Raw genomic sequence first — 24,739 nt, forward strand, 5'->3', positions numbered from 1 at the left:
CAATACTTATCCCTTAAGCATGTGAGCAATCCCTCTTTTGTTATCAAGGAGAAAGTAATGACCACGGTACGCCATGAGAAAGATTCGATGGGCGCCATCGACGTCCCGGCCGACAAGCTATGGGGCGCGCAAACCCAGCGTTCGCTGGAGCACTTCCGTATTTCGACCGAAAAAATGCCCGTCTCGCTGATTCAGGCGCTGGCGCTCACCAAACGCGCCGCCGCGAAAGTGAACCAGGATTTAGGCCTGCTGACGGCAGACAAAGCGACCGCCATCATCAACGCCGCCGACGAAGTGCTGGCGGGTAAGCATCCCGATGAATTCCCCCTCGCCATCTGGCAGACCGGTTCCGGCACCCAGAGCAACATGAACATGAACGAAGTGCTGGCGAACCGGGCCAGCGAACTGCTGGGCGGCGTGCGCGGCATGGAGCGTAAGGTCCATCCGAACGATGACGTCAACAAAAGCCAGAGTTCTAACGACGTTTTCCCGACGGCGATGCACGTGGCGGCGGTGATTGCTATCCGCGAGCAGCTTATTCCGCAGCTCAACGTGCTGAAATCCACGCTCAACGAGAAAGCGCAGGCCTTCCGCGACATCGTCAAAATTGGCCGTACGCACCTGCAGGACGCCACGCCGCTGACGCTCGGCCAGGAGATTTCCGGCTGGGTGGCGATGCTGGAACATAACCTGAAGCATATTGAGTACAGCCTGCCGCATCTGGCGGAGCTGGCGCTCGGCGGGACGGCGGTCGGGACCGGGTTAAACACCCATCCAGAATACGCGGTACGCGTGGCGGAGGAGCTGGCAAACATCACCGGGCAGCCGTTCGTCACGGCGCCCAATAAGTTTGAAGCGCTGGCGACCTGCGATGCGCTGGTCCACACCCACGGCGCGCTGAAAGGGCTGGCGGCCTCGCTGATGAAAATCGCCAACGACGTGCGCTGGCTGGCCTCGGGTCCGCGCTGCGGCATCGGTGAAATCAGCATTCCGGAAAACGAGCCGGGCAGCTCCATCATGCCGGGTAAAGTGAACCCGACCCAGTGCGAAGCCATGACCATGCTCTGCTGTCAGGTGTTGGGCAACGACGTGGCCGTCAACCTGGGCGGTGCGTCCGGCAACTTCGAGCTGAACGTCTATCGCCCGATGGTGATCCACAACGTTCTGCAATCAATTCGTCTGCTGGCGGACGGAATGGAGAGCTTTAACGAGCACTGTGCGGTAGGCATTGAGCCGAATCGCGAGCGTATCAGCCAGCTGCTCAATGAATCCCTGATGCTGGTGACGGCGCTGAATACCCATATCGGCTACGACAAAGCCGCCGAGATCGCTAAAAAAGCGCATAAAGAGGGGCTGACGCTGAAAGCCTCCGCCCTGGCGCTGGGCTATCTCACGGAGGCAGAGTTCGACGCCTGGGTTCGCCCGGAAGCGATGGTCGGCAGCCTGAAATAGTCATCCCGCCACGTACAGGTGCAGCCGCGGAATAATCAGCTGCAGCGGCTGCGCCTGAGGTCTGTAACGGTGCTGGACATTGTCCGCATCGTAATTCAAAAGCTCACCAATATCCGGCACGATGGCCCCCCGATCGGCGTCATAAAGCGCAATCAGCGGTGTCGGACAGGCATACTGAACCTGTTTTTGCTGTCCGGAATACCAGACGCGGGCGATAGGCTGCACCTTCACCGGGCGCTTTATCTTGAGGCGCGTGTCCGCCGGCAGCGAGGCGATGCTGTGATACTCCTGCTCCAGGCGCTCAATCCACTGTTCACGCGACCACGGCGCGACGGTGCGCGGCGTCTTCAGGCTTTTCTCCAGCTGCGCCAGAATCTCATCGCGGGTGAAGTTTTTAATGATGTGCTTATTCGCCCAGCCGAAGCGCAGCGTGGCGGGGTGACGCAGTACCGTCAGCGTGCGATAGGCGTTCAGGGTAATCAGCCCCGGAAGCTGTCGGTGCACCCATTCAAACCGGGCGGCAGGGGCGAGGCTGGACTCTTCGGTGATGATCTTTTCAAAGGCCGCTTTCAGGGCGTTGATATGGGTAATCTGGCTTTCCAGCGCGTCGCGCGTTGTCGCATCGGTTTGCAGGCAGATCACGCCGGGCAGACGCACGGCCGCCTTACTGCTGCGGTTTTCTGACTGCTGCTGGATAAACAGGCGGCGATAGTGCTTCAGCGCCAGCTCAAGGGCCGCGCTGCCGATGTGCTGTTCAACCTCGATGGCGTCCAGCGGGTCGTGCTCGGCCCCTTTAGCCACCTCGGGCAGGGTAAAGACGCGCGCGGCCAGCAGGCGGCAGGCCTGCAAACGTTCGGTCAGGGTCAGGAGCTCGTGTTCTATTTCCCGAAACGTGCTGTTCAGCCGTTCGAGGAGATCGTAGGTCGCCATAAACACTCTCATTAGTTACAACATACTTATCATATAGCACAGCACGCCGGGTCAGGCCAGCGTGCGGTTGAGGTCAGGCAGGGACGGGAAGGGCGATGTTATGGTACACCGGCCAGCTAAAGCAGAAGCGCGCGCCGCCGAGCTCGCTCTCTTCGCAATGCACCGTGCCGCCCATCGCCTGCGCGATAGAGTAGACAATCGCCAGCCCCAGGCCGCATCCGCCGGTGGCGCGATCGCGGCTGGGGTCGAGGCGGACAAATGGTTCAAACACGGTTTCTCGCGCTTCCGGGGCGATCCCCGGCCCGTCATCCTCTACCGTCAGGCTGGCCTGATTGCCCTGCAAATCCAGCCCAATCTGTAGCGTGCTTTCGCTGTAGCGCATAGCGTTGTTCATAAGATTGTCCAGCACGCGCTCCATCAGGCGCATATCGAGCGCGCCGTAATCACCCGGCGTGACGCGTGTTAACAGCGTGCGCTGCGGGTTCACGCTCTGAACGTCATCGATGTGGGTTTGCAGCCAGGCGGGAAGGTCCGGCGTGCTGAGGTTCAGCTCGTTTTGCGGGCGATCGAGGCGCGCATAGGTCAGCAGCTCCTCAATCAGCCCTTCAAGCTGGCCGATATCGCGGTTAAGCGCCTGAGACTCCGCTTCCGTCAGATTCTCGCTCATCTCCAGACGATAGCGCAGGCGAACCAGCGGCGTGCGCAGCTCGTGGGCAATCCCGTCGATCAGCTGCTTCTTACTGGCGATAAGGGCATTGATGTTATCGGCCATCTGGTTAAAGGCCACGCCCAGGCGTTCAAAGCTGGAACCGCTGTCGAAGTGGATGCGTTCGGTAAAATGCCCCTCGCCAAAACGCTGCGCGGCGGATTCCAGCTTCAGCATGTCCTGCCAGTGGGGGCGCATCCAGATAAAGACCGGAAACGCGAGCGAAATGGCGATAAAGGCCATCAGCGCCATGTCCAGCAGACGCATCTGGTGCAGATAATAGAGATAGGGCACCGGCCCGACGGCCAGCACGTAATGGCTGCGCGGAATGCGCTGGATAAAGGTGTATTTCTCATCCAGCGCGACGATGTCCCCGTCGCGCAAGCGCTGCATGGCGGGCGGGTCCAGCTCAAAATCTTTTAACGGCTCGATGCGTAAATCGAACGACAGGTTCAGATCCAGCTCTTTCAGGGTTTTCGCCCAGTCGTGCGGCGGGATCTCTCTCAGCTCGCTGCGCATCAGATAGAGCGAGCTTTTCATCAGATCGTCCAGCGACTGCCTGCCCGCACGTTCGGCGGTGAATTTATAGACCAGCCCGACCAGCATGGTCATGACCAGGAAGCAGACAAACAGCAAAAGATAAAACTGCACAAACAGCTTTTTCATTGGATCTCACCGAAGAAACGCTTTGTGCAGAATATACATGAAAACCCGTCGATATTTTCATGTCTGTGAAGCGTGTTACATGGCTTTCGCGCTGTTTTTTACCTTGGCGATGAGTGTTTCCGTTACGGCCAGTCCTTCCGCAATGTGCATATCAATCACATCGGTCCCAAATTCGTTAATTAAATCCAGGAGAATTTCGTAAGTCTGGATGAGTTCAAGGAGATCAAAGAGCGCTTTTTGATCGGCGCGTGAGGGGGAGGAATGGCTAAGCGCAGCCTGATTAACAATCCATTCAAGATTGGTCTTGATGGCTTCTGCCTGACTGTAGCTATACATATTTCATGGGCTTAAATCCTCATTTCAAGATTTTATGGGAAAGGTATCGTGAGAGCTTCACGGTGAAAAAAGAGTCTGCATGTCGTCGGGGCAGTGCTGGCTGTAGAAAGGATGGATGAAGATTTAATTATGGGATAGTTCGCGTGCTTAGCAAGTTAATTGTTGCGCAAACGTAAAAATAAACGCGCGAAAGAGAGGACATCGCTGTGTAACGCCTTCATTTCGCGCACGTTATGCTAGCCAGATAACGGAATCAGGTTTCCCAGGCGTGCGGGGCAAACAGATAACCCTTGTTACGCACGGTTTTAATGCGGTAGGGCTCGGTAGCGTTATCCTGCAGCTTTTTGCGCAGACGCGAAATTGCTACGTCAACGCTGCGGTCCATGCCGTCATAGCTCACGCCACGCAGGTTTTTCAGCAGCGCGTCGCGGTCCATGATTTGCCCGGCGTGCGTTGCCAGCTCCCACAGCAGGTCAAAATCTGCGGTGGAGAGGGCGATAAGCTCGCCGGAAAGCAGCACCTGGCGGTTAATGGGGTCAATAGACAGCGTACCGAAGCGCATCGCTTTGTGCGGCGTCAGAGACGGCGCGGGCGCTTCGCGTTCGATGCTGGCGTGCTGGCGCAAATGCAGGCGCAGGCGGGCAAGCAGGACGGCAGGCGGCGTGGTTTTCAGAATGTAGTCATTGGCGCCCATCTCCAGCGACAAAATGTGGTTCATATCGCTGTCCAGTGAGGTGAGCAGGACGATAGGGCCCTCCCAACGGGCGCGCAGGTCACGGCAAAGCGTCATGCCGTCTTTGCCTGGCAACATGATATCCAGCAGCACCAGATCCGGGTTTTCACGGACGACCACCTCTTCGGCACGATCGCCGCGAGGTTCAACAATGACGTCCATATCATGTTTACCCAGATAGGCGGCGATCAGTTGCCCGACCTCGGGTTCGTCTTCAACATAAACAATCTTATTCATACAGCGTCTGTTTTCGTGAAAAAAGCCAACATACACCGCGAAACCTTAACCTTCCATTAATCTTTCAAAATTAACGCCGGTTCCGTTATTCTGGCTCTTATTGTTACTTGATTGTTATAGGGAAAAGTATGGGGCTGGTGATTAAAGCCGCACTGGGCGCGATGGTGGTGTTACTGATTGGCATTCTGGCAAAAACGAAAAACTACTATATTGCCGGGCTAATCCCGCTGTTCCCGACCTTTGCGCTGATTGCCCACTATATCGTGGCTTCTGAGCGGGGTACGGAAGCGTTACGTACGACCATCGTGTTTGGCATGTGGTCTATCATTCCGTATTTTCTCTACCTGCTTTCGCTGTGGTATTTCACCGGTTTTCTGCGTCTTCCCCTGGCGCTGAGCGGGGCGGTGGCCTGCTGGGGACTCAGCGCCTGGGTGTTAATTTTCTTCTGGAGCCGCTTTCACTAGCGCAGCGGTCGTCCGCCGTCCACGGCAAAGGTTCTGCCCGTGACGTAGCAGCTGGTCAGGAGGTAATCCACAAGATCGATGACCTCTTTCTCGCCCGGGGCGATTTTCATGAGCGACTTATTCAGCGCCTGCTGGCGATACTCCGCATCATCGTTTTCGTTAAACAAAATCATCGCCGGGGCGATGGCGTTCACCTTCACCTCGGGCGCGAGCTTGCGGGCGAACGAGCGCGTCATATTATCCAGCGCGGCTTTACTGGCCGCGTAGGCGATGTGCTTTTCGCTGCCGCGCTCCACCACATAATCGGTGAAGTGAATAATGTCGCCTGCCGCGTGCCCATGGCCGCGCAGCAGGTCCTGCAAAGCGTGGTTAAGCAGATAAGGCGCATTGACGTGGATCTGCAGCATGGCGGAGAGCGTTTCGCTGAGTGACGTACCGGGTTTTTCGGCTCGCCATGCGCTGGCGTTATGGATCACGGCGCGCAGTCCCGTCGTGGTGGCTTTTACCTTTTCCGCGAAAGTCAGAATGCCTTCATCGGTCGAAAAATCAGCCTGAATGCAGACCGCCCCGGCTTTGCGTAACCCTTCAATCGACGGGTATTCCGTACGGTAGCTGACAATGACCGGATGGCGAAGGTTGAGAAAGTGATGGGCGAGGGCGAGGCCGATACGGCGGCCTCCACCGGTAATCAGTATTGGGCGAAGCGGTGCATTTCCCATCGTATTCTCCTTTACAGTTCAACAATGGGAAAGGCGATGCTAACCCATTAACATCCAGGTTGCCGGCAGGGCAGCAACCAGTAACAGTCCAATTAATGCCATTTCACGGCGTTTCAGCGCGTTCTCCAGCTGATGCGTGCGGCGGGCATAGATAAACACCAGCAGACCCGGTGCGTACAGCACCACCGACAGCAGCAGATGCATAGGCCCGGAAGCATACAACAACCACAGGCCGTAAATACAGGCTCCGACACCCACGACATAATGCGCCGGGCGTGTGGCAATTTTTAACAGATACGCACCCACTAAGAAATAGGGTACCAGAATCATCTCCGAGGCGATGGTCAGCAGGGTGTTATAGTCTGAACCTGTGAGCCAGATCAGCACCAGACAGACCTGAACGCTGATGTTGGTCAGCCAGAGCGATGCCGACGGCGCGCTGTTTTGGTTTTGACGGGCGAACAGGCGTGGAAACGCCTTGTGCGTTGCGGCCAGGAACGGCACTTCAGCCGCCATGATGGTCCAGCTAAGGTAAGCGCCGCAGACGGAGACGATCAGCCCTGCGGCAATCACCACGTCGCCCCAGGGACCGAGCATTTTCACCATCAGGCCTGCCATTGACGGGTTACGCATTTCAGCCAGCTCAGGACGCGCCACCACGCCCAGCGACAGCAGCGTCACCAGCAGATAGACCCCGAGCGCGGCCAGTACGGCCAGCAGCGTCGCGCGGCCCACATCGCGTTTATTCCTGGCCCGGGCTGAAACCACGACCGCGCCTTCAACGCCGATGAACACCCACAGGGTAATCAGCATCGTGTTTTTCACCTGCTCCCAGACGGGAACGCCCAGCGCAACGCCGCTGAAATCAAGCTTGAAAACGTCCATACGGAACGCAATAAAGGCCAGAACGATAAACAGGCCGAGCGGAACCAGTTTCGCCAGCGTCGCCACCAGGTTGATGCTGGCGGCCGTTTGTACGCCACGTAACACCAGCCAGTGGACGAACCACAGCAACACCGAGGCGCCCACAATAGACTGCCAGGTATTCCCGTCGCCAAAGAGGCGCAGCTCAGGCGTATCGGTAAAGAAACTGAGCGCCGAAAAGACGATCACCAGGTAGGAGACGTTGGCGATAACGGCACACAGCCAGTATCCCCACGCGGAACAGAAGCCAATCAGCTCGCCGAAACCTTCACGCGCATAGGTGAAAATGCCGCCGTCCAGATCCGGGCGAATGCGGGTGAGCAGCAGCATCGCGAAGGCCAGCAGCAGTATGCCGACACCCGTAATGCCCCAGCCAATGATGAGCGCGGAAGGGCTGGCGACGGCCGCCATATTTTGCGGCAAACTGAATACGCCTGCACCCAGCATTGAGCTTAAAACGAGTGCAGTCAGAGCACTCAGGCCAAGTTTCTTTTCCATTGGCTTCCTGTTATGAAAGGTCAAAATCCAGAATAATTATTTCGCTCAGGCGCATAAAAATGGTGGATCACACTAAGGCGCGGGATTTTACGGAGTGTAACGAATGCATGCAATGACGTGAGGCAGAAATTCAAAAAAAGTAACAAAAAAAGGCGGCATTGCGCCGCCTTTCGTAAACGATGTTGTTACTTGTACAGATCGGCGCTGATGGTCACGTTGTTACCACGTTCCTGCCACTGGCGGGTGATGTGGTAGTACTTCGCCCCTTTCTTCGCCGCACGCTTCGCGACCTGGTAAGAGACTTCCGTCATGTTGCCATAGTTGCCGGTAAACTTGATGCTGTCGAACGGCACCATCTGCGCTGCAGTGGCGTTGTTCAACTCTTCAATTTTGGTACCGTCCGGCAGCGTAACGGAATAACGGCCACCTTTCGTGGACTGCGTTTCGAAGAAACGGCCCACTTCAGCGCTTGGAGCAGCCGTCGTTGCTACGCCTGGAATTTCAACTTTCTTCGCTTCTTCGCCGCCTTTAGCTATCGCCGCGCGACCTGCTTCTGAATTCGCCGGGATGGCATCCGGGCTCTGCAGAACACGTTTTTTCGCATCTTTTTTATAGATGAACGCGGTAATACGCTGGTTGCCACCCTGGTTAGCATCGACCTGACGCACGATGAAGAAAGAGTAGGCCCCTTTCTCTTTCGCGGCTTTGGTGATGGCATCGTTCACTTCAGGCTGGCTGCGATAGAAGCCCTGAACGGTGACGGTGTCGTAAGGTTCCAGCTCAATCGCCTGATCTTTCGGCAGTTCAACAACACCGTTGATCACGCGGTTTTTTGGTGCGTCAGCTTTTGGCGCATTGTCTTTGAACAGCGCAATGGTCACGCGCTGGTTACCGCTGTTGCCGTAATCGGACTGGTCAACGACATAAAACGAGGCCGCCCCGTTTTTATCTGCGGCTTTTGATGCAGCGGCGACGGCGTCGCCAATAGAATTATAACGACCCACAATGACCGTATGGTCAAAAGGTTTTAACGCTGCCGCTTGCTCCGGCGTTAACTCTGTTGCGGCATTCGCAGACAGGGCGGTCGCGGAAAGAAGTGCGGACGCCAGGAGTGTGTTCTTAAGCTTCATAAAAATGATCCTTCGCCTTGCGCAAACCATGTACTGGTATTGTTGTTAATTTGAGACGGTCCCGATTATTGCATTTAAAACCCGTCGCTGTCTGCGCCATTTTTCACTGCCTGTGCTTACTGAATCACCGAATTCGATAACATTTAGTGATATGTTGAAAAAACACGCGTTTGACAAGTAAAACTGATAAAGCATATGACTTTTACAAGTTAATTTAATGTTAACAAGTTGTTCTCTTATGGCGCTATATCATGTTTTTACCGCTTCGCTTGCGCGTTTTATCGGTTCTGGCAGTGAATTTAAGGTAAATATCACTGTCAGTGACGCCGATCGCTTATTTTTCACAGATAAAGTAAGAAATAGTGTTTTCTGGCGGTAGATCACGGGCGCTATTTTCAGTAGGTTATAGACAGTTTGTTACTGTTTTATTTTCCGGGGTTAATCATCTCTCGTCGCTCGCGCGATGGCGAAAATTGATACAAACCGCGGGCATTTATCGATAAACCATCATCAAAAACCGATGGAAGGGAAAACTATGCGTATTGGGGTACCAAAAGAACGGTTAGCCAATGAAACCCGCGTAGCGGCAACACCGAAAACGGTGGAGCAACTGCTTAAACTGGGTTTTACGGTCGCGGTTGAAAGCGGCGCGGGCAAACTGGCGAGTTTCGATGACGAGGCCTTTATCCAGGCCGGCGCGGAAGTGGTCGACGGTGCTGACGTCTGGCAGTCGCCGGTGATTCTGAAGGTCAACGCACCGGAAGAGAATGAGATTGCGCTGCTGAATCCGGGGACGACCCTGGTGAGCTTCATCTGGCCTGCGCAAAACCCGGAGCTGATGGAGAAGCTGGCGGCCCGCAGCGTGACCGTGATGGCGATGGACTCCGTGCCGCGCATTTCGCGCGCGCAGTCGCTGGATGCCTTAAGCTCCATGGCAAACATTGCCGGCTATCGCGCCATTGTTGAAGCAGCCCACGAATTTGGTCGCTTCTTTACCGGTCAAATCACCGCCGCGGGTAAAGTCCCTCCGGCGAAAGTGATGGTGATTGGCGCAGGCGTGGCGGGCCTTGCCGCAATCGGTGCGGCAAACAGCCTGGGCGCTATCGTACGCGCCTTTGACACCCGTCCTGAAGTAAAGGAACAGGTCCAGAGTATGGGCGCCGAATTCCTTGAGCTGGACTTCAAGGAAGAAGCAGGCAGCGGCGATGGTTACGCGAAGGTGATGTCCGAAGCCTTTATCAAAGCCGAAATGGAACTCTTCGCCGCCCAGGCGAAAGACGTCGACATTATTGTCACCACCGCGCTTATCCCGGGTAAACCGGCGCCGAAGCTGATTACCCGTGAGATGGTTGACTCCATGAAGCCGGGAAGCGTGATTGTCGACCTGGCCGCCCAAAACGGCGGTAACTGTGAATATACCGTTCCAAATCAGGTAACCACGACCGCTAACGGCGTGAAGGTGATCGGCTATACCGATCTGCCGGGCCGTCTGCCAACGCAGTCTTCCCAGCTCTACGGCACTAACCTTGTCAACCTGCTGAAGCTGCTTTGCAAAGAGAAAGACGGCAACGTCACCGTTGATTTCGACGATGTTGTTGTGCGCGGCGTCACGGTGGTCCGTGAAGGTGAAATTACCTGGCCTGCGCCGCCTATTCAGGTTTCTGCTCAGCCTCAGGCGGCAACGAAAGCGGCACCTGAGCCAAAAGAACCCGCCAAACCGGCTTCTCCGTGGCGCAAATACGCGATCATGGCGCTGGTGATTATTCTGTTCGGCTGGCTGGCTGACGTCGCACCAAAAGAGTTCCTCGGCCACTTTACCGTCTTCGCGCTCTCCTGCGTCGTGGGCTACTACGTGGTGTGGAACGTCTCCCATGCGCTGCATACGCCGCTGATGTCGGTAACCAACGCCATCTCCGGGATCATCGTTGTGGGGGCGTTACTGCAGATTGGTCACGGCGGCTGGATCAGCTTCCTGAGCTTTATCGCGGTGCTGATCGCCAGTATCAATATTTTCGGTGGTTTCACCGTGACTCAGCGCATGCTGAAAATGTTTCGTAAAGGCTAAGGGGTAGCATATGTCTGGAGGATTAGTGACAGCCGCATACATTGTTGCTGCAATCCTGTTTATTTTCAGTCTGGCGGGGCTTTCCAAACACGAAACGTCTCAGCAGGGAAATAACTTTGGTATCGCCGGGATGGCGATTGCGCTGATTGCCACCATCTTCGGGCCGGATACCGGCAACGTGGCGTGGATCCTGGTGGCGATGATCATCGGCGGCGCGATTGGTATTCGCCTGGCAAAACGCGTTGAAATGACCGAGATGCCGGAGCTGGTTGCCATTCTGCACAGCTTCGTGGGTCTGGCGGCGGTGCTGGTGGGCTTCAACAGCTACCTTTATCGCGAACCGGGTCTGGAACCAATTCTGGTGAACATCCATCTGACGGAAGTGTTCCTCGGTATCTTCATCGGTGCGGTGACCTTCACCGGCTCCATTGTCGCGTTCGGCAAGCTGCGCGGGATGATCTCCTCTAAGCCGCTGATGCTGCCAAACCGTCACAAGCTGAACCTCGCGGCGCTGGTGGTGTCGTTTGTACTGCTGGTGGTCTTCGTGCGTACTGAAAGCGTCGGTCTGCAGGTGCTGGCGTTGCTGGTAATGACCATCATCGCGCTGGCGTTTGGCTGGCACCTGGTGGCGTCCATCGGCGGTGCGGATATGCCGGTGGTTGTCTCGATGCTGAACTCCTACTCCGGTTGGGCGGCAGCGGCGGCAGGCTTTATGCTGAGCAACGACCTGCTGATCGTCACCGGTGCGCTGGTGGGCTCTTCCGGTGCGATCCTGTCTTACATCATGTGTAAGGCAATGAACCGCTCGTTCATCAGCGTTATCGCCGGTGGTTTCGGGACCGATGGGTCTTCTTCCAGTGCGGATGAAGAAGTGGGTGAGCACCGTGAAATTTCTGCGGAAGATACCGCAGACATGCTGAAAAACTCGCACTCCGTGATCATCACCCCGGGCTACGGCATGGCGGTGGCGCAGGCGCAGTATCCGGTTGCGGAAATCACCGAGAAGCTGCGCGCGCGTGGCATCAAGGTTCGCTTTGGTATTCACCCGGTGGCAGGGCGTCTGCCTGGCCACATGAACGTGCTGCTGGCGGAAGCGAAAGTGCCTTACGACATCGTGCTGGAAATGGATGAGATCAACGATGATTTCGCCGACACCGACACCGTGCTGGTCATTGGTGCTAACGATACCGTTAACCCGGCGGCGCAGGACGACCCGGGTAGCCCAATCGCCGGTATGCCGGTTCTGGAAGTGTGGAAGGCGCAGAACGTGATTGTATTTAAGCGCTCCATGAATACCGGCTATGCCGGGGTTCAGAACCCGTTGTTCTTCAAAGAGAATACCCACATGCTGTTCGGCGATGCTAAAGCCAGCGTGGATGCGATTCTGAAAGCGCTGTAAGTTGCGCTGAAACGAAAAAACCGCCGAATTCGGCGGTTTTTTTATTGCCGGGTGGCGCTGACGCTTACCCGACCTACGGTTTTGTAGGCCCGGCAAGCCTGCGCTGCCGGGCGTCAGGCGTTAATCGTCTTCAGGATCGTCCAGCTCAACCGGCGTCTGGTACTCATCCGGCTTAATGACCAGCAGGTCGCAGCGCAGATGGTCGATCACCTGTTCGGCGGTATTGCCGAGGAAGGCGGCAGAAATACCGGTTCGGCCAATGGTGCCCAGCACCACAATCCCCGCCTGCAGGTGTTCCGCCAGGTCCGGGATCACCTCTTCAGGCAGCCCTTTTTCCACGTGGGTCATTTTCTCATCGATGCTGAATTTCTGGCGCAGCGCTTTCATGGCCAGCAGGTGCTGGCCGCGGATCGCGTCGTTGTACACGCTCGGGTCAAATTCAGGCAGCTCAATGGCAATGTTAATCGGGGTGACCGGATAGGCGCCAACCAGATGTACTTCGGTATGATTCACCTGATCGGCAAGCTGGATGGTCTCTTTCACCAGCTTCTCGTTTAGCGAATTGTGGTAATCCTCTTCGCTCGCGAGGTTTACCGCCACAACGGCTTTCCCGCCTTCAGGCCACGGCTGGTCTTTCACCATCCAGACCGGGCAAGGGCATTTACGCAGCAGGTGCCAGTCGGTCGGGGTGAAAATCACGGATTCCAGCTTGTCGTGCTGGTGCGCCATCTTCAGCAGCAGGTCGTGCCCACCGGCGACAATCTCCTGGATAATGGCTTCGAAAGGTCGGTTATGCCAGACCACTTTAATATCAATGGGCACGCCCGCTTCCAGGTAATACTTCGCCTGTTCACGGATCCACGCGGTACGCTGGCTGATGACGCCCTGACGCATAGCGGTGCGCTCGTCAGGCGACAGAAGGGTGGTCATCTCATACGAGAAGTCATAGATCGGCAAAAACGCTTTGATTTTGCCACCAATCCGTTGATGCAAATACACAGCACGTCGTAATGCCGGCTGATCGTCCTGATTCGGATCGATAGCTACCAGCATGTTTTGATACTTGGCCATACAGGTCTCCTTACTACTGTCATCACAGTCTGTAATTAAAAGAGTAACCTATATATCCTGAATGAAACAGAGGGGAGGTTTTACCAGATCAATAATTCATGAAAAATTATCAGAGGAAAAGTACCGTGGTCGTCACCGCGATAAACGCAATAAACAGCAGCACCATCACCGCTATCGCAAAGGTCGTGGAGTCCTGGACGTAGGTTTTTTCTTCCCCTTTCATCGGGCCGACAAGCATGATCCAGATGAAGATAAAGGTCACAGAGGCAATCACGACTGAAACGAAAAACAAACTTTCTCTCAATTCATAACCTCAACGAGAACCTTTAGGGCGCTGTGTGGGGACGTGCTGCGGTGAAAATATCTTGAAACGGAAGTGATTATACCAGACCAATAAATCACAAGAATTTATCAGTCTGGTCATCAACATGCGGAGAGTTACGCCACGTTGCGGGCGTGCCCGGCAAGAACGGCAAGCGCGTCACCGTTTTCGATAGTGATGTATTTACCTTTAACGGCCAGCATCCCGCTTTTCTGGAAACGGCCCAGCAGACGGCTGATGGTTTCCACGGTCAGACCCAGGTAGTTACCGATATCGCCACGCGTCATCGTCAGACGGAATTCACGCGGCGAGAAGCCACGCTCGGCGAAGCGGCGGGAGAGGTTGTAGATAAACGCGGCCAGGCGCTCTTCTGCGTTCTTTTTAGAAAGCAGCAGAATCATGTCCTGATCGCCTTTGATCTCACCGCTCATCAGACGCATCATCTGCTGACGCAGGTTAGGCATCTTACCGGACAGATCGTCCAGAGTTTCAAACGGGATTTCGCAAACCATTGAGGTTTCGAGTGCCTGAGCAAAGCTCGGGTGATGGCCCGTGCCGATGGCATCAAAGCCCACCAGGTCGCCCGCCAGATGGAAGCCGGTGATCTGCTCATCACCCTGTTCGGTGATGGTGTAGCTCTTGATGGTGCCAGAACGGATAGCATAGAGCGATTTCAGTTCGTCTCCCGCTTTAAACAGCGTCTGCCCTTTCTGAATAGGCTTTTTGCGCTCGATGATATTATCAAGCTGATCGAGTTCATGCTCATTCAGGGTAAACGGGATACAGAGCTGGCTGATGCTGCAATCCTGGCAATGGATAGCACAACCGCCAGACTGAATGCGTCGTATAATTCGCTTTTCCGGGATCATAGGTTTGCTCAAGCCTTAATTGATATTGGTCAATTTTAACATCTTTTTGGTAAGTACGTAAGCCTGACAAACCCTCAATAAGGACAAGAGACGGCAACGTGTCGCCATCTTCTTGAAATTCCACAGCTTGATTATGGATTTTTAGCCTAACCGGAAGAAAATTAAGCACAAAAAGCCTGGAAGCTAGAGCAGGAGATACCCTTCGTGACGCAGCAACCACTCTTTGCGCTGCACGCCGCCGGCATAGCCTGTCATGGTGCCGTTGCGGCCAATGACGCGATGGCACGGCACCACGATACTGACCGGGTTAGAGCCGTTAGCGGCACCCACCGCGCGTGCGGCGCCTGCGCGGCCTAGCTGTTCCGCGAGCTGGCCGTAATGCATGACCTGCCCGCAGGGAATGGACCGCAGCGCCTGCCACACTTCGCGCTGAAAAGGCGTGCCTGCCGTGGCGGTCGGCAGAGTATCGATGATGCTGAGATCGCCTTCGAAGTAGGCCGCAAGCTTGTCGCTCAGCCCGCCCGGGTTGGTGGCACGAATACGTTCATATTCCTGCGCCCGGTAGTGAACATGGAGCAGTTCTTCCATCCGGTCGCTGTGCTCTTCCCATTCGACGGCGCGCAGGCAGAACTGCTCGTCCGCGATCACCCACAGCGGCCCGAGCGGCGTCGCAATCTTATCTTCGAGTAATCTCAGCATCCTCATTCCTTTAGTTCAGCCTCGGGTAAATCCCCGGCCCAATCGGCAGGCCGACAAGATACCATGCGACCAGCATCACCAGCCATACCCCTAAAAAGATAAGCGGGTAGGGTAAAACCAGCGAATAGTAGGTACCCAGTTTGGCCTCGGGTTTATAGCGCTGCAGGAAGCCTAAGAACAGCGGAACAAACGGCGAAACCGGCGCCAGCGGAATCACCGAGGAGTCCGCGATGCGGAACAGGATCTGGGCAACCGCAGGATGAAAACCCAGCATCATAAACATCGGCACGAAGATCGGGGCCAGAATCGACCAGATGGCGGAGCCGCTGGCGATAAACATGCACAGCAGGGATGACAGCAGCGCCAGGCCGACAAACGCCGGTACGCCGCTTAATCCGGCCGCCTCCAGCGCGTCGGTCAGGCCCACGGCCATAAACTTGCCCATGTTGCTCCAGTTAAACATCGCCACAAACTGCGCCAGCGGGAACACCATCACGATAAAGCCCGCCATCTCCTTCATCGGCTCGATCATCAGCTGCGGCAGATCGCCCTGACGGCGGATTTTGCCGGTCGCGATACCGTAGGCGAGCGAAACGACAAAGAAGAAGAGGATAATCAGCGGCACGATGCCCTGAATAAACGGCGACGGCAGTACGGTATGTTTAACCGGATCGCGCAATATGCCGTTTTCCGGCACCACCATCAGCGCCACCAGCGCGATAAAGGCCAGCGAGACAACGCCCGCCACGCGCAGGCCGAAGCGCTGCTCTTTGCTCAGGGTGTCCAGCTTTTCATCGCTACGGCCTTCCCATTTCCCCAACCGCGGCTCGATGATTTTATCGGTAATCAGCCCGCCAACAATCGTCAGGACAATGACCGAGCTGGCCATAAAGTACCAGTTGTCGATCACGCTGACGTGCATTGCCGCATCGATGGTCTTCGCCGCCTCCGTGCTGATGCCAGAGAGCAGCACGTCGGTGGTGACGATCAGCAGGTTAGCGGTAAATCCGCAGCCCACGCCCGCAATCGCCGACAGCAGGCCCGCCACGGGATGACGCCCGACGGCAAGGAAAATCAGCGCGCCCATCGGCGGCATGATCACCAGCGCGGCGTCTGAGGAGATATGGCTGAAGAAGGCGATAAACAGCACCATATAGCTGGCGTAACGCGCGCTGACGTGAGAAGCCATCTTCACCATTAATGCGGGCAGCAAGCCCACGCGTTCAGCCAGTCCGGCACCCAAAACCAGTGCCAGAATGGCCCCCAGCGGGGCGAAACCGCTGAAGTTCTTAATCACGTTGGGTAAAAACCAGTGCAGCCCGTCGACGCTGAGCAGGTTTTTTACCGCCACCAGGCTGCCGTCAGCCGGGCTGCGCACGCTCACGTCAAAGGCGGAGAGCACGGCGGTGGCGACCATTAAAATCACAATCAGATAGATAAACAGCAGGAAAGGGTGCGGTACTTTATTGCCGATCCTTTCAACCCAGCCATAGAGCTTACCGGATGGGGAATGCGAAGGTATGGATGACATACTCATGGGCGTTCCTCGGGAGTGTTGTGTTGTTGTGTTTTTTTATTTTAAAGGTGACGGTGTCACGCCCTGCGGGATCGGACACACGTACGGTTTTTCTTGTAATTGTTGTTCGAACTCTTCACGGCATTTTTTCAGCAGCGCTGCGTCCTGCAGCAGATTGAGCGCGGTTGCGCCCATCACTTTTCCGGCCAGCAGCATGCCTTTGTGGGCAATGGAGGTACGTCCCTGCGCCACCAGCTGCCAGGTGTGCAGCGGCGTGCCGACGGTAAAGCAGGGGCTGAAGCACTGGGCAACCGGCATTTTCCAGCTGACGTCGCCCACGTCGGTTGAACCCGCCAGCACGTTGTCGGTGATGGCGTAAGGCGCGACTTCATCCACCAGCAGCGTCTCCTGATGACGACGGGCAAAGGCTTTACCCGCGTCTCCCCCCGTTGCGGCAATGTTTTTCAGGCTGTTTTGCAGATCGTTGGGCGTCAGGGTGGCGCGGATCTCGCGGGCGAAGGCGCGTTCTTCCTCCGTCCAGAGCGGCGTGCCGTAGTGCTGCAGGGCGCGATACATCGCCGCCTCGAGCGTGCGGTTCGGCAGGTAGCTGGAGCAGGCTTTATCAAAGCGGCACTCGACGGTGGTTTCGGTCATCATCGCCGCGCCCTGGGCGATTTTCTCGATGCGTTCGTAGATCTGCTGCGCATCGGCCATCTCCGGGGCGCGGATCAGGTACAGCACCTCAGACTGCGCCTGCACCACGTTGGGTGAAATCCCGCCGGTATCGGTAATGGCGTAATGGACGCGCGCTTTCTCAATGATGTGTTCGTTGAGGAAGTTGGTGCCGGTGGTCATCAGCGTCACGGCGTCCAGCGCGCTGCGCCCCAGATGAGGGGAGTTGGCCGCATGCGCCGCCACGCCGTGAAAACGCCAGGCCGCCTGAATATTCGCCAGCGTGCTGACGTTAAACATCCCGGCGAAGGCTTCCGGGTGCCAGGTGACGGCGGCATCGACGTCATCAAACAGGCCTTCGCGCACCATAAAGGTTTTCCCGGAGCCACCTTCCTCGCCGGGACAGCCGTAAAAACGCACCGTTCCGCTGCCGCCGTGCTGCTCCAGCCAGCTTTTCACCGCCACCGCGCCCGCCAGCGCCGCGGTGCCTAAGAGGTTATGCCCGCAGCCGTGGCCGTTGGCCCCCGGCGTGGCGGATTGCGCCGTCGCGCAGTGCGCCTGCTGGCTTAGCCCGGCCAGCGCGTCGTATTCACCCAGCAGGGCAATGACCGGTTTCCCGCTGCCGAAGCTGGCGATAAAGGCGTTGGGGATGCCGCCTGCCTCGCGCGTCAGCGTAAATCCTTCTGACTCCAGCTCGCTGGCGAGCCGTTCGGCGGACCAGAACTCTTCAAAGCGGGTTTCTGGACGATCCCAGATCGCGTCGGCAATATCGGTTAACGTCCGACATCGCGTGTCGATCGCATCGGCAATAAAAGCGTAGTTCTCCTGCATTACACACCTCGCGTCCACGGGAAATTGAGCTCAGTTCGCGCCAGCGTTTCAATGGCGATGGCCATGACCTGCTCATCGAAGTCGAATTTTTCGTTGTGATGTCCGGCGCTCAAATCCGTGCCGAACACCATATACGACGCCATGCCGCCGTTCTCCTGCACGCGGGCCATCATCAGCGTGGCGTCTTCGGAACCCGCTGGCGCCTTCACCTTATCGATGGCGTGAACAACCCCGGAAACCTGGCTCGTCTGTACGCGCAGATAATCCACCCACGCCGGTGTCGGCGCGCTGGAGGTTGCGGCGCCCATCAGGCGCATCTCGGCGCTCACGCCGTAGAGCGCCGCTGCGCCGGTAATGACCGCCTGCGCGCGTTCAAAGACGTACTGATTAATCGCTTCGCTTTCGCCGCGCGTTTCAACCTTTATCAGGGCATTCGCGGGCACCACGTTGCGTCCGCTGCCCGCCTGCATCACCCCGACGTTCACCCGGGAGGCGCCTTCGCTGTGCGGGGCGATGCTGTGCAGGGCGAGGGCGGCCTGCGCGGCGGCGAGCAGGGCGTTACGTCCGTCCTCCGGTTTACCGCCCGCGTGTGCGGCCACGCCGGTAAAGTTCACGTCGAACTTGGTGGTGGCCATAAAGTTATCGCTGCCGCAAATCACCGTTCCGGCAGGGACGCCGGTACCAATATGAATAGCCGTGAAATAGTCCACGTCGTCCAGCGCGCCGGCGGCAACCATGGCGCGCGCGCCGCGTGTGCCTTCTTCGGCAGGCTGGAAGATCAGCTTGAGGGTACCGTTGAGCTGCGCTTCATTCTGCTTAAGCACCCGCGCCAGCCCCAGACCAATAGTGGTGTGGCCGTCGTGCGCGCAGGCGTGCATCATTCCCGGATTGCAGGAGGCAAAACCGTCGCGAAACGGGCGATGGCTTTCATCCAGCGCTTCGCTTAAATCAAGGGCATCCATGTCGACGCGAAACGCCAGGGTTGGACCAGGACGCCCGGTATTGAGGGTCGCCACAATGCCGGTAAACCCGCCTTCAAACGGCGCCAGCCATTTCTCAGGCGCGCCCTGCGCCCGCGCGCGGGCAAACTCTTGTGCCAGGGTAGCGGCATCGGGCAGCCCCATCCGGCTTTCGGCATCCACCACGTCGCGGCCCATCGCCAGCTCGTAACCCAGCGAGTCGAGGATTTCCGCGACTTTCGCGGCGGTACGAAACTCTACCCAGCCGGATTCTGCAAAATGGTGAAAATCACGACGCCATGCGCTCAGCTGCGGGGATAACGTCTGGATGTACTGCGCCAGTGTGTCCATATCTGTTCCTGTCATCATTAAAATATGTGAACTGCTTCACGCTGTGATAGTTTTTACTTATCACTAACCGATTTTTCACAGTTTTAACCGTTCAGGAATTACCCTCGCACATCCCTTTCCATTAAAGTAGATGACAGTTTCTTTACTCTGATAAACAACGGTTATCGGTCGGGCTATGACATTCCAGATTAAATTTCATCAAATCCGGGCGTTTGTTGAGGTTGCGCGTCAGGGCAGCATTCGCGGTGCCAGCAGGACGCTGAATCTTTCCCAGCCGGCGCTGACCAAATCCATCAAAGAGCTGGAGGAGGGCATGGCGGCGCAGCTCTTCGTGCGCAGGAGTAAGGGTGTCGCGTTGACCGAATGCGGCGAGGGCTTTTACCAGCGCGCCAGATTGATTCTGGAAGAGCTGCGCGCGGCGCAGGATGACATCCGTCAGCGGCAGGGTGAGCTGGCCGGGCAAATCAACATAGGAATGGGGGCCAGCGTTTCACGCACGCTGATGCCCGCCGTCATTACCCGCTTTCATGCGCAGCATCCGCAGGTCAAGGTGCGGATTATGGAAGGGCAGCTGGTGTCGATGATCAATGAATTACGCCAGGGCGAGCTGGACTTCACCATCAATACCTATTATCAGGGGCCTTACGACCAGGAGTTTACGTTTGAAAAGCTCTTCGAAAAACCGTTTGCGGTATTTTGTCGGGAGGGGCATCCGGCAATGGGGGCAACATCAATTAATGAACTCCTGCATTATAACTGGACAATGCCGACGCCGCGGGGAAGTTATTATAAGCAATTAGAAGAGGTATTTAGCGATCGCTCGCAAATACCGCGAATCGGTGTGGTTTGCGAAACTTTTTCTTCCTGTATTAGCCTGGTCGCGCAAAGTGATTTTTTAAGCATATTGCCGCAGGAGCTAGGCTGTGATCCGCTGCTGGCACACCGTCTGGTCATGCTTCCGGTTGTCGAATCGCTTCCTAAAGCAACATATTATTTAATTCAGCGCCGTGATTCACGTCAGACTCCCCTTGCTGAGTCATTAATTACGCAATTCAGAAGGGAGGTGAGGAAAATAGTCGTCGCGTGAAATGCCAATTAAAAAAAACAGGATCTGCCCGACATCAGACAGACCCTATAGTACACACAGCAGTACGTCCTTTCGCCAATCCTGAGTATTATTTCCATGAGGCAGGTATATTTAGGTATAACACCTTTCCCGAAAAATGAAAGGCGGGCGAGTGATTGATTTCATGAAATTTTAACATAAATCACGTATTTTATCTTTGCTGAAATTTTAGTTAAGTCTGATTTAAGTTTATTTAATAATTACTATATATATTCATCAGGTTAATAATATTGCCACGCATCGCTCTGTAACGGTGATTGAGGCCGGTCTCTGGCGCAGGTATAGTACAGTCCTCAGATGTAGCTGGAGGATGTCCATGAACCCTGACGACAAATCATTTTTTCTTGACGCCATGGAAGATGTCCAGCCCCTGAAGCGCTGCGCGGATATTCACTGGCAGCCCAGCCGCAATACGCGGACGCGCGAGGAGGTGGATAGCGAACAGCTGGATAACTTCCTGACGCTGGATTTTCTTGACGTGCTTCCCCTGGAAGAGCCGCTGGCGTTCCGGCGAGAAGGGGTACAGCAGGGCGTTATTGATAAGCTGCGCTCGGGGAAATATGCCCGCCAGGCCAGCTTAAACCTCCTGCGTCAGCCTGCCGAACGCTGCCGTCAGATGCTCTATTCTTTTATTCGCCAGGCCGGACGCGACGGGCTACGCAATCTGATTATCATTCACGGGAAAGGGCGCGAGCAAAACTCGCATCCCAATGTGGTGCGCAGCTATCTGGCGCGCTGGTTAACCGAGTTTGAGGAAGTGCAGGCCTTCTGCGTGGCGCTGCCGCATCACGGCGGCAGCGGGGCATGCTATGTTTCACTGCGAAAATCGGATGAGGCAAAACAGGAAAACTGGGAGCGGCACGCCAAGCGCAGCCGCTAGCGGGCGATCTCCTCGCCCGCCGGTGACTCAGAACGTTTCCCAGTTGCTGTCGGTGGAGGCGGTAGTCGTCGCCGGGCGCAGCAGCTGTGGCGTTTTCAGACTGGTCGGGCGTGGTGCGACCGCTTTTTCTTTGCCGTTCAGACGAAACGCCGCTACCGCCTGGCGCAGCTGCTCGGACTGATCTTCCAGTGCCGCAGCCGCCGTGGCGGACTCCTGCACCAGCGCGGCGTTTTGCTGCGTCACGCTGTCCATCTGCGAAACGGCCAGGCTCACCTGCTCAATACCGCGGCTCTGCTCGTCAGAGGCAGATGAAATCTCACCCATGATGTCGGTCACGCGGGTGACGGCAGCGACAATTTCCTTCATGGTGGTGCCAGCCTCGCTGACCTGCTCAGAACCGGTATTGACCCGGCTGACGGAGTTCTCAATAAGCCCTTTGATCTCTTTAGCCGCCTGCGCGCTGCGGCTCGCCAGCGTACGGACTTCGCCTGCAACAACCGCAAACCCACGACCCTGTTCCCCGGCGCGCGCCGCTTCCACCGCTGCGTTAAGTGCCAGAATGTTGGTCTGGAACGCGATGCTGTCGATCACGCCGGTAATATGCGCAATTTGCTGCGAACTGTCGGCGATTTCGTTCATGGTGCGAACCACGTTATCCACGACGTGACCGCCGCGCGCGGCCGTTTCAGAGGCGTTTTTCGCCAGCAGCGTTGCCTGACGGGCGTTATCGGAGTTCTGTTTAACCGTCGCGGTCAGCTCTTCCATGCTGGCGGCGGTCTCTTCGAGCGAGGCGGCCTGCTGCTCGGTACGGGCGGAAAGATCGTTGCTCCCTGCGGCAATTTCGCCTGCGCCGGTGTAGATGGAATCGGTACTTCCACGTACGGCGCTGACGGTGGTCACCAGCGACTGCTGCATCTCATGCAGGCCGGCAGCCAGCTGGCCCATCTCGTTGCGACCGGAGATAGCGATCTCCTGCGTCAGGTCACCCCCTGCAATGGCGCGAATATGGTTCATAATGGAGTGGAGGGGTTTTAACAGCAGGTGCTGTAAACCCTGCCAGATGACCACCAGAACCGCGATAACGGCCAGCAGAATAGCCGCCAGCGTCCACTGCATCTGCGTGAAGCTGCTCTGGTTCTCTTCGGTTGCGGCCTTCAGCAGGGTGTTGTTTTCGGCGCGCCAGCGGTTATAGACCGCTTCCATCTCGTCCTGCGCCTGCTGCGCGTCCAGATCGCCATAGGCCTGGTAGTTGTCGGCACGCAGATACTCAATCGATAAGCGCATCACTTCGTGCATCTGGTTCCAGGACTTCTGCATCTCGTCGGTTAATGCTGCCTCCTGGCCGTTAACCTGCGGCAGCTTCTGCCACTCTTTGTTATAGGCTTCGGCTTTTGCCAGCGAGTCGGCTGCGGTGCCAAGCAGCTTATTGATCGCCGCAAGGGAAGCCGGGTCGCGCTGGTTTTTCAGGTAGCGGATCGCCACGCGGGTGACGGTGACGCGCGTTTTCACCAGCGTGTTCACGCTGTCGCTCAGGCTTTCCTGCTGGGCATTGAGCACGCCGGAATTCTGGAAGTTATGGCGATCGTTGCTGACGGCAGAGTAGAACAACCCTCCCGTGACAACTTGCAACAGACAGAATATGGTGAGGGCAAAGATAATACCGGTAATCACGTGCAAATTTTTCAGCATAGCGGTCGTCCGTTAGAAAGGATGCAGAGGTACACCAATACTATCGTCGTATAGAATTTAAACTTTAATTTAACTCGCGCTTAACTAAGGGCTCCGGTGAGGAACCTGTTGTAAATCCGGATCATTTTTATGAGGAAGGTTAACATGAGCAGCATTGATAAAAGCGGGACGTACGCGCTCGGAACGCGGACGGTTAAACGACTGGGCTACGGTGCGATGCAGCTCGCCGGGCCGGGCGTCTTTGGTCCTCCGAAGGATAAGCAGGCCGCGCTGGACGTGCTGCGCGAAGCGGTAGCGGCGGGGGTGAACCACATTGATACCAGTGATTTTTATGGTCCTCATGTCACTAACCAGCTGATCCGCGAGGCGCTTCATCCGTACCGGGACGATCTGACGCTCGTCACCAAGATTGGCGCTCGTCGCAACGAAAAAGGTGCCTGGCTGCCGGCCTTTTCCGCGCAGGAACTGACTCAGGCGGTGCATGACAACCTGCGTAATCTGCAGCTGGACGTGCTGGACGTGGTGAATCTGCGGATCATGTTTAGCGCACACGGGCCGGCGGAAGGGTCGATTGCTGAACCGCTCTCCACCCTGGCCGAATTACAGCAGCAGGGTCTGGTGCGTCATATTGGCCTGAGCAACGTCACGGCCACCCAGGTTGCGGAAGCCCAGAAGATGGTCCCGGTGGTGTGCGTGCAGAACATGTACAACATTGTGAATCGGGGTGACGACGCGCTGGTGGATCTGCTGGCGCAGCAGGGGATCGCGTATGTGCCGTTCTTCCCATTGGGAGGCTTTACGCCACTGCAATCTTCCGGGCTGCAGGCCGTCGCGGATTCACTGGGCGCAACGCCAATGCAGGTTGCGCTGGCATGGCTGCTGCAACGTTCCCCGAATATTCTGCTGATCCCTGGCACCTCTTCCGTGGCGCATCTGCGTCAAAATCTCGCGGCGGGGGAGCTGCGGTTGCCGCCTGAAGCGCTGGAAACGCTGAATTCGCTGATGGATTAAAGGTAACACGCGCAAAGCCTGAAGGATGCTTCCGGCTTTGCGCGCTTAGAGTCCTGTCTGACTTTTCTGCCTGTGAAGCGCTAACGCTTCCGCCACAATCTCCTGCTTGCTCTTACGCGTCTCAAAGGCGGTGGTTCTGATGTACTCCATCAGATCGGGATCGATGCGGGCGCTCAACATTCTGAGATCGGCCTCCTTTGCCAGACCGCGTGCAACACGCTTGTCTGGATAGTCACGGGCTGGCATTGAAAATATTCTCCAGTAAGTCTTGTTAATTCGTTCGGTAAAATATGCTTTTATCTGAATTTAAAGTCAACATGTAGTTATTGCATAGTGATGTTATTTTTTATAAGTCATAAACTAGATGACTTTTATATGACTTGTTCTGTCAGGCCTGTTAACGGCGGGCAACGTTGCTAAATTAAAACCGCTCAAACTTCAACGCGTTTGGGTTCGCCTTTGGAAATGACCTTGATCCTTGTCC

At 56.3% G+C, this 24,739-nt stretch carries 23 protein-coding genes; 7 read left to right on the forward strand and 16 right to left on the reverse strand.

The genetic code is table 11. The annotated features are described in order from the left end of the window. Positions 1-57: 57 nt before the first annotated feature. Positions 58-1,452 carry a class II fumarate hydratase gene (gene fumC / locus ACJ69_RS05705; protein ID WP_029740298.1) on the forward strand — a complete coding sequence of 465 codons (1,395 nt, stop codon included), beginning with the start codon at positions 58-60 and terminating at the stop codon, positions 1,450-1,452. Here the strand turns inward: fumC and tus are convergent, their stop codons facing one another. The 4 genes from tus to rstA form a co-directional block, all read right to left on the reverse strand. Continuing rightward, positions 1,453-2,382, reverse strand: a complete 930-nt coding sequence (tus, locus tag ACJ69_RS05710; protein WP_054829862.1) for a DNA replication terminus site-binding protein — start codon at positions 2,380-2,382, stop codon at positions 1,453-1,455. It abuts the gene before it with no gap. A 73-nt stretch (positions 2,383-2,455) separates the two neighbouring features. After that, positions 2,456-3,754, reverse strand: coding sequence for a two-component system sensor histidine kinase RstB (gene rstB / locus ACJ69_RS05715; RefSeq protein ID WP_047647993.1), 1,299 nt, complete (start codon positions 3,752-3,754; stop codon positions 2,456-2,458). A gap of 75 nt (positions 3,755-3,829) precedes the next feature. Continuing rightward, positions 3,830-4,090, reverse strand: a complete 261-nt coding sequence (locus ACJ69_RS05720; RefSeq protein ID WP_059346647.1) for a hypothetical protein — start codon at positions 4,088-4,090, stop codon at positions 3,830-3,832. A 253-nt stretch (positions 4,091-4,343) separates the two neighbouring features. Continuing rightward, complete coding sequence (rstA, locus tag ACJ69_RS05725; RefSeq protein WP_021241154.1) at positions 4,344-5,060, reverse strand: two-component system response regulator RstA; 717 nt, start codon at positions 5,058-5,060, stop codon at positions 4,344-4,346. Between the two features lie 128 nt (positions 5,061-5,188). On the opposite strand from rstA, the gene ACJ69_RS05730 reads away from it, so the two are divergent. Beyond that, positions 5,189-5,524 carry a GlpM family protein gene (locus tag ACJ69_RS05730; RefSeq protein WP_054829846.1) on the forward strand — a complete coding sequence of 112 codons (336 nt, stop codon included), beginning with the start codon at positions 5,189-5,191 and terminating at the stop codon, positions 5,522-5,524. Here ACJ69_RS05730 and folM read toward each other — a convergent pair. From folM to ydgH, 3 genes are all read right to left on the reverse strand, one after another. After that, complete coding sequence (gene folM / locus ACJ69_RS05735; RefSeq protein ID WP_059346649.1) at positions 5,521-6,243, reverse strand: dihydromonapterin reductase; 723 nt, start codon at positions 6,241-6,243, stop codon at positions 5,521-5,523. The genes ACJ69_RS05730 and folM overlap by 4 nt on opposite strands. A 39-nt stretch (positions 6,244-6,282) precedes the next feature. Further along, positions 6,283-7,665 (reverse strand): amino acid permease, encoded by a 1,383-nt coding sequence (locus ACJ69_RS05740; RefSeq protein WP_029740292.1) that lies wholly within the window; start codon positions 7,663-7,665, stop codon positions 6,283-6,285. Positions 7,666-7,850: 185 nt separating this feature from the next. After that, positions 7,851-8,795 (reverse strand): DUF1471 family protein YdgH, encoded by a 945-nt coding sequence (gene ydgH / locus ACJ69_RS05745; protein ID WP_024909331.1) that lies wholly within the window; start codon positions 8,793-8,795, stop codon positions 7,851-7,853. Between the two features lie 535 nt (positions 8,796-9,330). Here ydgH and pntA point away from each other — a divergent pair. After that, a complete protein-coding gene (gene pntA, locus ACJ69_RS05750) occupies positions 9,331-10,860 on the forward strand; it encodes a Re/Si-specific NAD(P)(+) transhydrogenase subunit alpha (RefSeq protein ID WP_059346651.1) in 1,530 nt (509 codons plus the stop codon). 10 nt (positions 10,861-10,870) lie between these two features. Continuing rightward, entirely contained in the window at positions 10,871-12,259 is a 1,389-nt protein-coding gene (pntB, locus tag ACJ69_RS05755) for a Re/Si-specific NAD(P)(+) transhydrogenase subunit beta (protein WP_054829845.1), read from the forward strand. Between the two features lie 120 nt (positions 12,260-12,379). On the opposite strand, the gene uspE is transcribed toward pntB, so the two are convergent. The 7 genes from uspE to ACJ69_RS05790 all read right to left on the reverse strand — a co-directional run bounded on the left by uspE (position 12,380) and on the right by ACJ69_RS05790 (position 19,549). Next, on the reverse strand, positions 12,380-13,330 hold the full coding sequence (gene uspE / locus ACJ69_RS05760; protein WP_023335478.1) for a universal stress protein UspE: 951 nt from the start codon (positions 13,328-13,330) through the stop codon (positions 12,380-12,382). A gap of 109 nt (positions 13,331-13,439) precedes the next feature. Next, a complete protein-coding gene (locus ACJ69_RS05765; RefSeq protein ID WP_014883604.1) occupies positions 13,440-13,622 on the reverse strand; it encodes a hypothetical protein in 183 nt (60 codons plus the stop codon). Between the two features lie 146 nt (positions 13,623-13,768). Then, positions 13,769-14,521 (reverse strand): fumarate/nitrate reduction transcriptional regulator Fnr, encoded by a 753-nt coding sequence (fnr, locus tag ACJ69_RS05770; protein WP_029740290.1) that lies wholly within the window; start codon positions 14,519-14,521, stop codon positions 13,769-13,771. A 183-nt stretch (positions 14,522-14,704) separates the two neighbouring features. After that, the gene (gene ogt / locus ACJ69_RS05775; RefSeq protein ID WP_059346652.1) at positions 14,705-15,220 is read right to left on the reverse strand and encodes a methylated-DNA--[protein]-cysteine S-methyltransferase; all 516 of its coding nucleotides are present in this window, start codon (positions 15,218-15,220) and stop codon (positions 14,705-14,707) included. 10 nt (positions 15,221-15,230) lie between these two features. Next, positions 15,231-16,757, reverse strand: a complete 1,527-nt coding sequence (gene abgT / locus ACJ69_RS05780; RefSeq protein ID WP_059346653.1) for a p-aminobenzoyl-glutamate transporter — start codon at positions 16,755-16,757, stop codon at positions 15,231-15,233. A 36-nt stretch (positions 16,758-16,793) separates the two neighbouring features. Further along, entirely contained in the window at positions 16,794-18,239 is a 1,446-nt protein-coding gene (locus ACJ69_RS05785; RefSeq protein WP_029740287.1) for a M20 family metallopeptidase, read from the reverse strand. Then, positions 18,239-19,549 (reverse strand): M20 family metallo-hydrolase, encoded by a 1,311-nt coding sequence (locus tag ACJ69_RS05790; RefSeq protein WP_059346654.1) that lies wholly within the window; start codon positions 19,547-19,549, stop codon positions 18,239-18,241. Before ACJ69_RS05790 ends, ACJ69_RS05785 begins: the two co-directional genes overlap by 1 nt. 175 nt (positions 19,550-19,724) lie before the next feature. On the opposite strand from ACJ69_RS05790, the gene ACJ69_RS05795 reads away from it, so the two are divergent. Together ACJ69_RS05795 and smrA are read left to right on the forward strand one after the other, a co-directional pair. Further along, entirely contained in the window at positions 19,725-20,636 is a 912-nt protein-coding gene (locus ACJ69_RS05795; RefSeq protein WP_023311481.1) for a LysR family transcriptional regulator, read from the forward strand. 355 nt (positions 20,637-20,991) lie between these two features. Beyond that, entirely contained in the window at positions 20,992-21,555 is a 564-nt protein-coding gene (smrA, locus tag ACJ69_RS05800) for a DNA endonuclease SmrA (protein ID WP_059346655.1), read from the forward strand. 27 nt (positions 21,556-21,582) lie between these two features. Here smrA and tcp read toward each other — a convergent pair whose 3' ends face one another. Next, positions 21,583-23,244 carry a methyl-accepting chemotaxis citrate transducer gene (tcp, locus tag ACJ69_RS05805; protein WP_054830291.1) on the reverse strand — a complete coding sequence of 554 codons (1,662 nt, stop codon included), beginning with the start codon at positions 23,242-23,244 and terminating at the stop codon, positions 21,583-21,585. Positions 23,245-23,388: 144 nt separating this feature from the next. Here tcp and ACJ69_RS05810 point away from each other — a divergent pair, with 144 nt between their 5' ends. Continuing rightward, on the forward strand, positions 23,389-24,255 hold the full coding sequence (locus tag ACJ69_RS05810) for an aldo/keto reductase family oxidoreductase (RefSeq protein WP_054830290.1): 867 nt from the start codon (positions 23,389-23,391) through the stop codon (positions 24,253-24,255). A 45-nt stretch (positions 24,256-24,300) separates the two neighbouring features. On the opposite strand, the gene ACJ69_RS05815 is transcribed toward ACJ69_RS05810, so the two are convergent. Further along, on the reverse strand, positions 24,301-24,501 hold the full coding sequence (locus ACJ69_RS05815; protein WP_029740281.1) for a hypothetical protein: 201 nt from the start codon (positions 24,499-24,501) through the stop codon (positions 24,301-24,303). Between the last annotated feature and the right edge of the window lie 238 nt (positions 24,502-24,739).

Origin of the sequence: Enterobacter asburiae (assembly GCF_001521715.1) — a bacterium.
Taxonomy (GTDB): domain Bacteria; phylum Pseudomonadota; class Gammaproteobacteria; order Enterobacterales; family Enterobacteriaceae; genus Enterobacter; species Enterobacter asburiae.

Bases quoted from the DNA above. Each gene is read 5' to 3' on its own strand.
- fumC (WP_029740298.1), top strand. From the start codon at position 58: ATGACCACGGTACGCCATGAGAAAGATTCGATGGGCGCCATCGACGTC.
- tus (WP_054829862.1), bottom strand. From the start codon at position 2,382: ATGGCGACCTACGATCTCCTCGAACGGCTGAACAGCACGTTTCGGGAA.
- rstB (WP_047647993.1), bottom strand. From the start codon at position 3,754: ATGAAAAAGCTGTTTGTGCAGTTTTATCTTTTGCTGTTTGTCTGCTTC.
- ACJ69_RS05720 (WP_059346647.1), bottom strand. From the start codon at position 4,090: ATGTATAGCTACAGTCAGGCAGAAGCCATCAAGACCAATCTTGAATGG.
- rstA (WP_021241154.1), bottom strand. From the start codon at position 5,060: ATGAATAAGATTGTTTATGTTGAAGACGAACCCGAGGTCGGGCAACTG.
- ACJ69_RS05730 (WP_054829846.1), top strand. From the start codon at position 5,189: ATGGGGCTGGTGATTAAAGCCGCACTGGGCGCGATGGTGGTGTTACTG.
- folM (WP_059346649.1), bottom strand. From the start codon at position 6,243: ATGGGAAATGCACCGCTTCGCCCAATACTGATTACCGGTGGAGGCCGC.
- ACJ69_RS05740 (WP_029740292.1), bottom strand. From the start codon at position 7,665: ATGGAAAAGAAACTTGGCCTGAGTGCTCTGACTGCACTCGTTTTAAGC.
- ydgH (WP_024909331.1), bottom strand. From the start codon at position 8,795: ATGAAGCTTAAGAACACACTCCTGGCGTCCGCACTTCTTTCCGCGACC.
- pntA (WP_059346651.1), top strand. From the start codon at position 9,331: ATGCGTATTGGGGTACCAAAAGAACGGTTAGCCAATGAAACCCGCGTA.
- pntB (WP_054829845.1), top strand. From the start codon at position 10,871: ATGTCTGGAGGATTAGTGACAGCCGCATACATTGTTGCTGCAATCCTG.
- uspE (WP_023335478.1), bottom strand. From the start codon at position 13,330: ATGGCCAAGTATCAAAACATGCTGGTAGCTATCGATCCGAATCAGGAC.
- fnr (WP_029740290.1), bottom strand. From the start codon at position 14,521: ATGATCCCGGAAAAGCGAATTATACGACGCATTCAGTCTGGCGGTTGT.
- ogt (WP_059346652.1), bottom strand. From the start codon at position 15,220: ATGCTGAGATTACTCGAAGATAAGATTGCGACGCCGCTCGGGCCGCTG.
- abgT (WP_059346653.1), bottom strand. From the start codon at position 16,757: ATGAGTATGTCATCCATACCTTCGCATTCCCCATCCGGTAAGCTCTAT.
- ACJ69_RS05785 (WP_029740287.1), bottom strand. From the start codon at position 18,239: ATGCAGGAGAACTACGCTTTTATTGCCGATGCGATCGACACGCGATGT.
- ACJ69_RS05790 (WP_059346654.1), bottom strand. From the start codon at position 19,549: ATGGACACACTGGCGCAGTACATCCAGACGTTATCCCCGCAGCTGAGC.
- ACJ69_RS05795 (WP_023311481.1), top strand. From the start codon at position 19,725: ATGACATTCCAGATTAAATTTCATCAAATCCGGGCGTTTGTTGAGGTT.
- smrA (WP_059346655.1), top strand. From the start codon at position 20,992: ATGAACCCTGACGACAAATCATTTTTTCTTGACGCCATGGAAGATGTC.
- tcp (WP_054830291.1), bottom strand. From the start codon at position 23,244: ATGCTGAAAAATTTGCACGTGATTACCGGTATTATCTTTGCCCTCACC.
- ACJ69_RS05810 (WP_054830290.1), top strand. From the start codon at position 23,389: ATGAGCAGCATTGATAAAAGCGGGACGTACGCGCTCGGAACGCGGACG.
- ACJ69_RS05815 (WP_029740281.1), bottom strand. From the start codon at position 24,501: ATGCCAGCCCGTGACTATCCAGACAAGCGTGTTGCACGCGGTCTGGCA.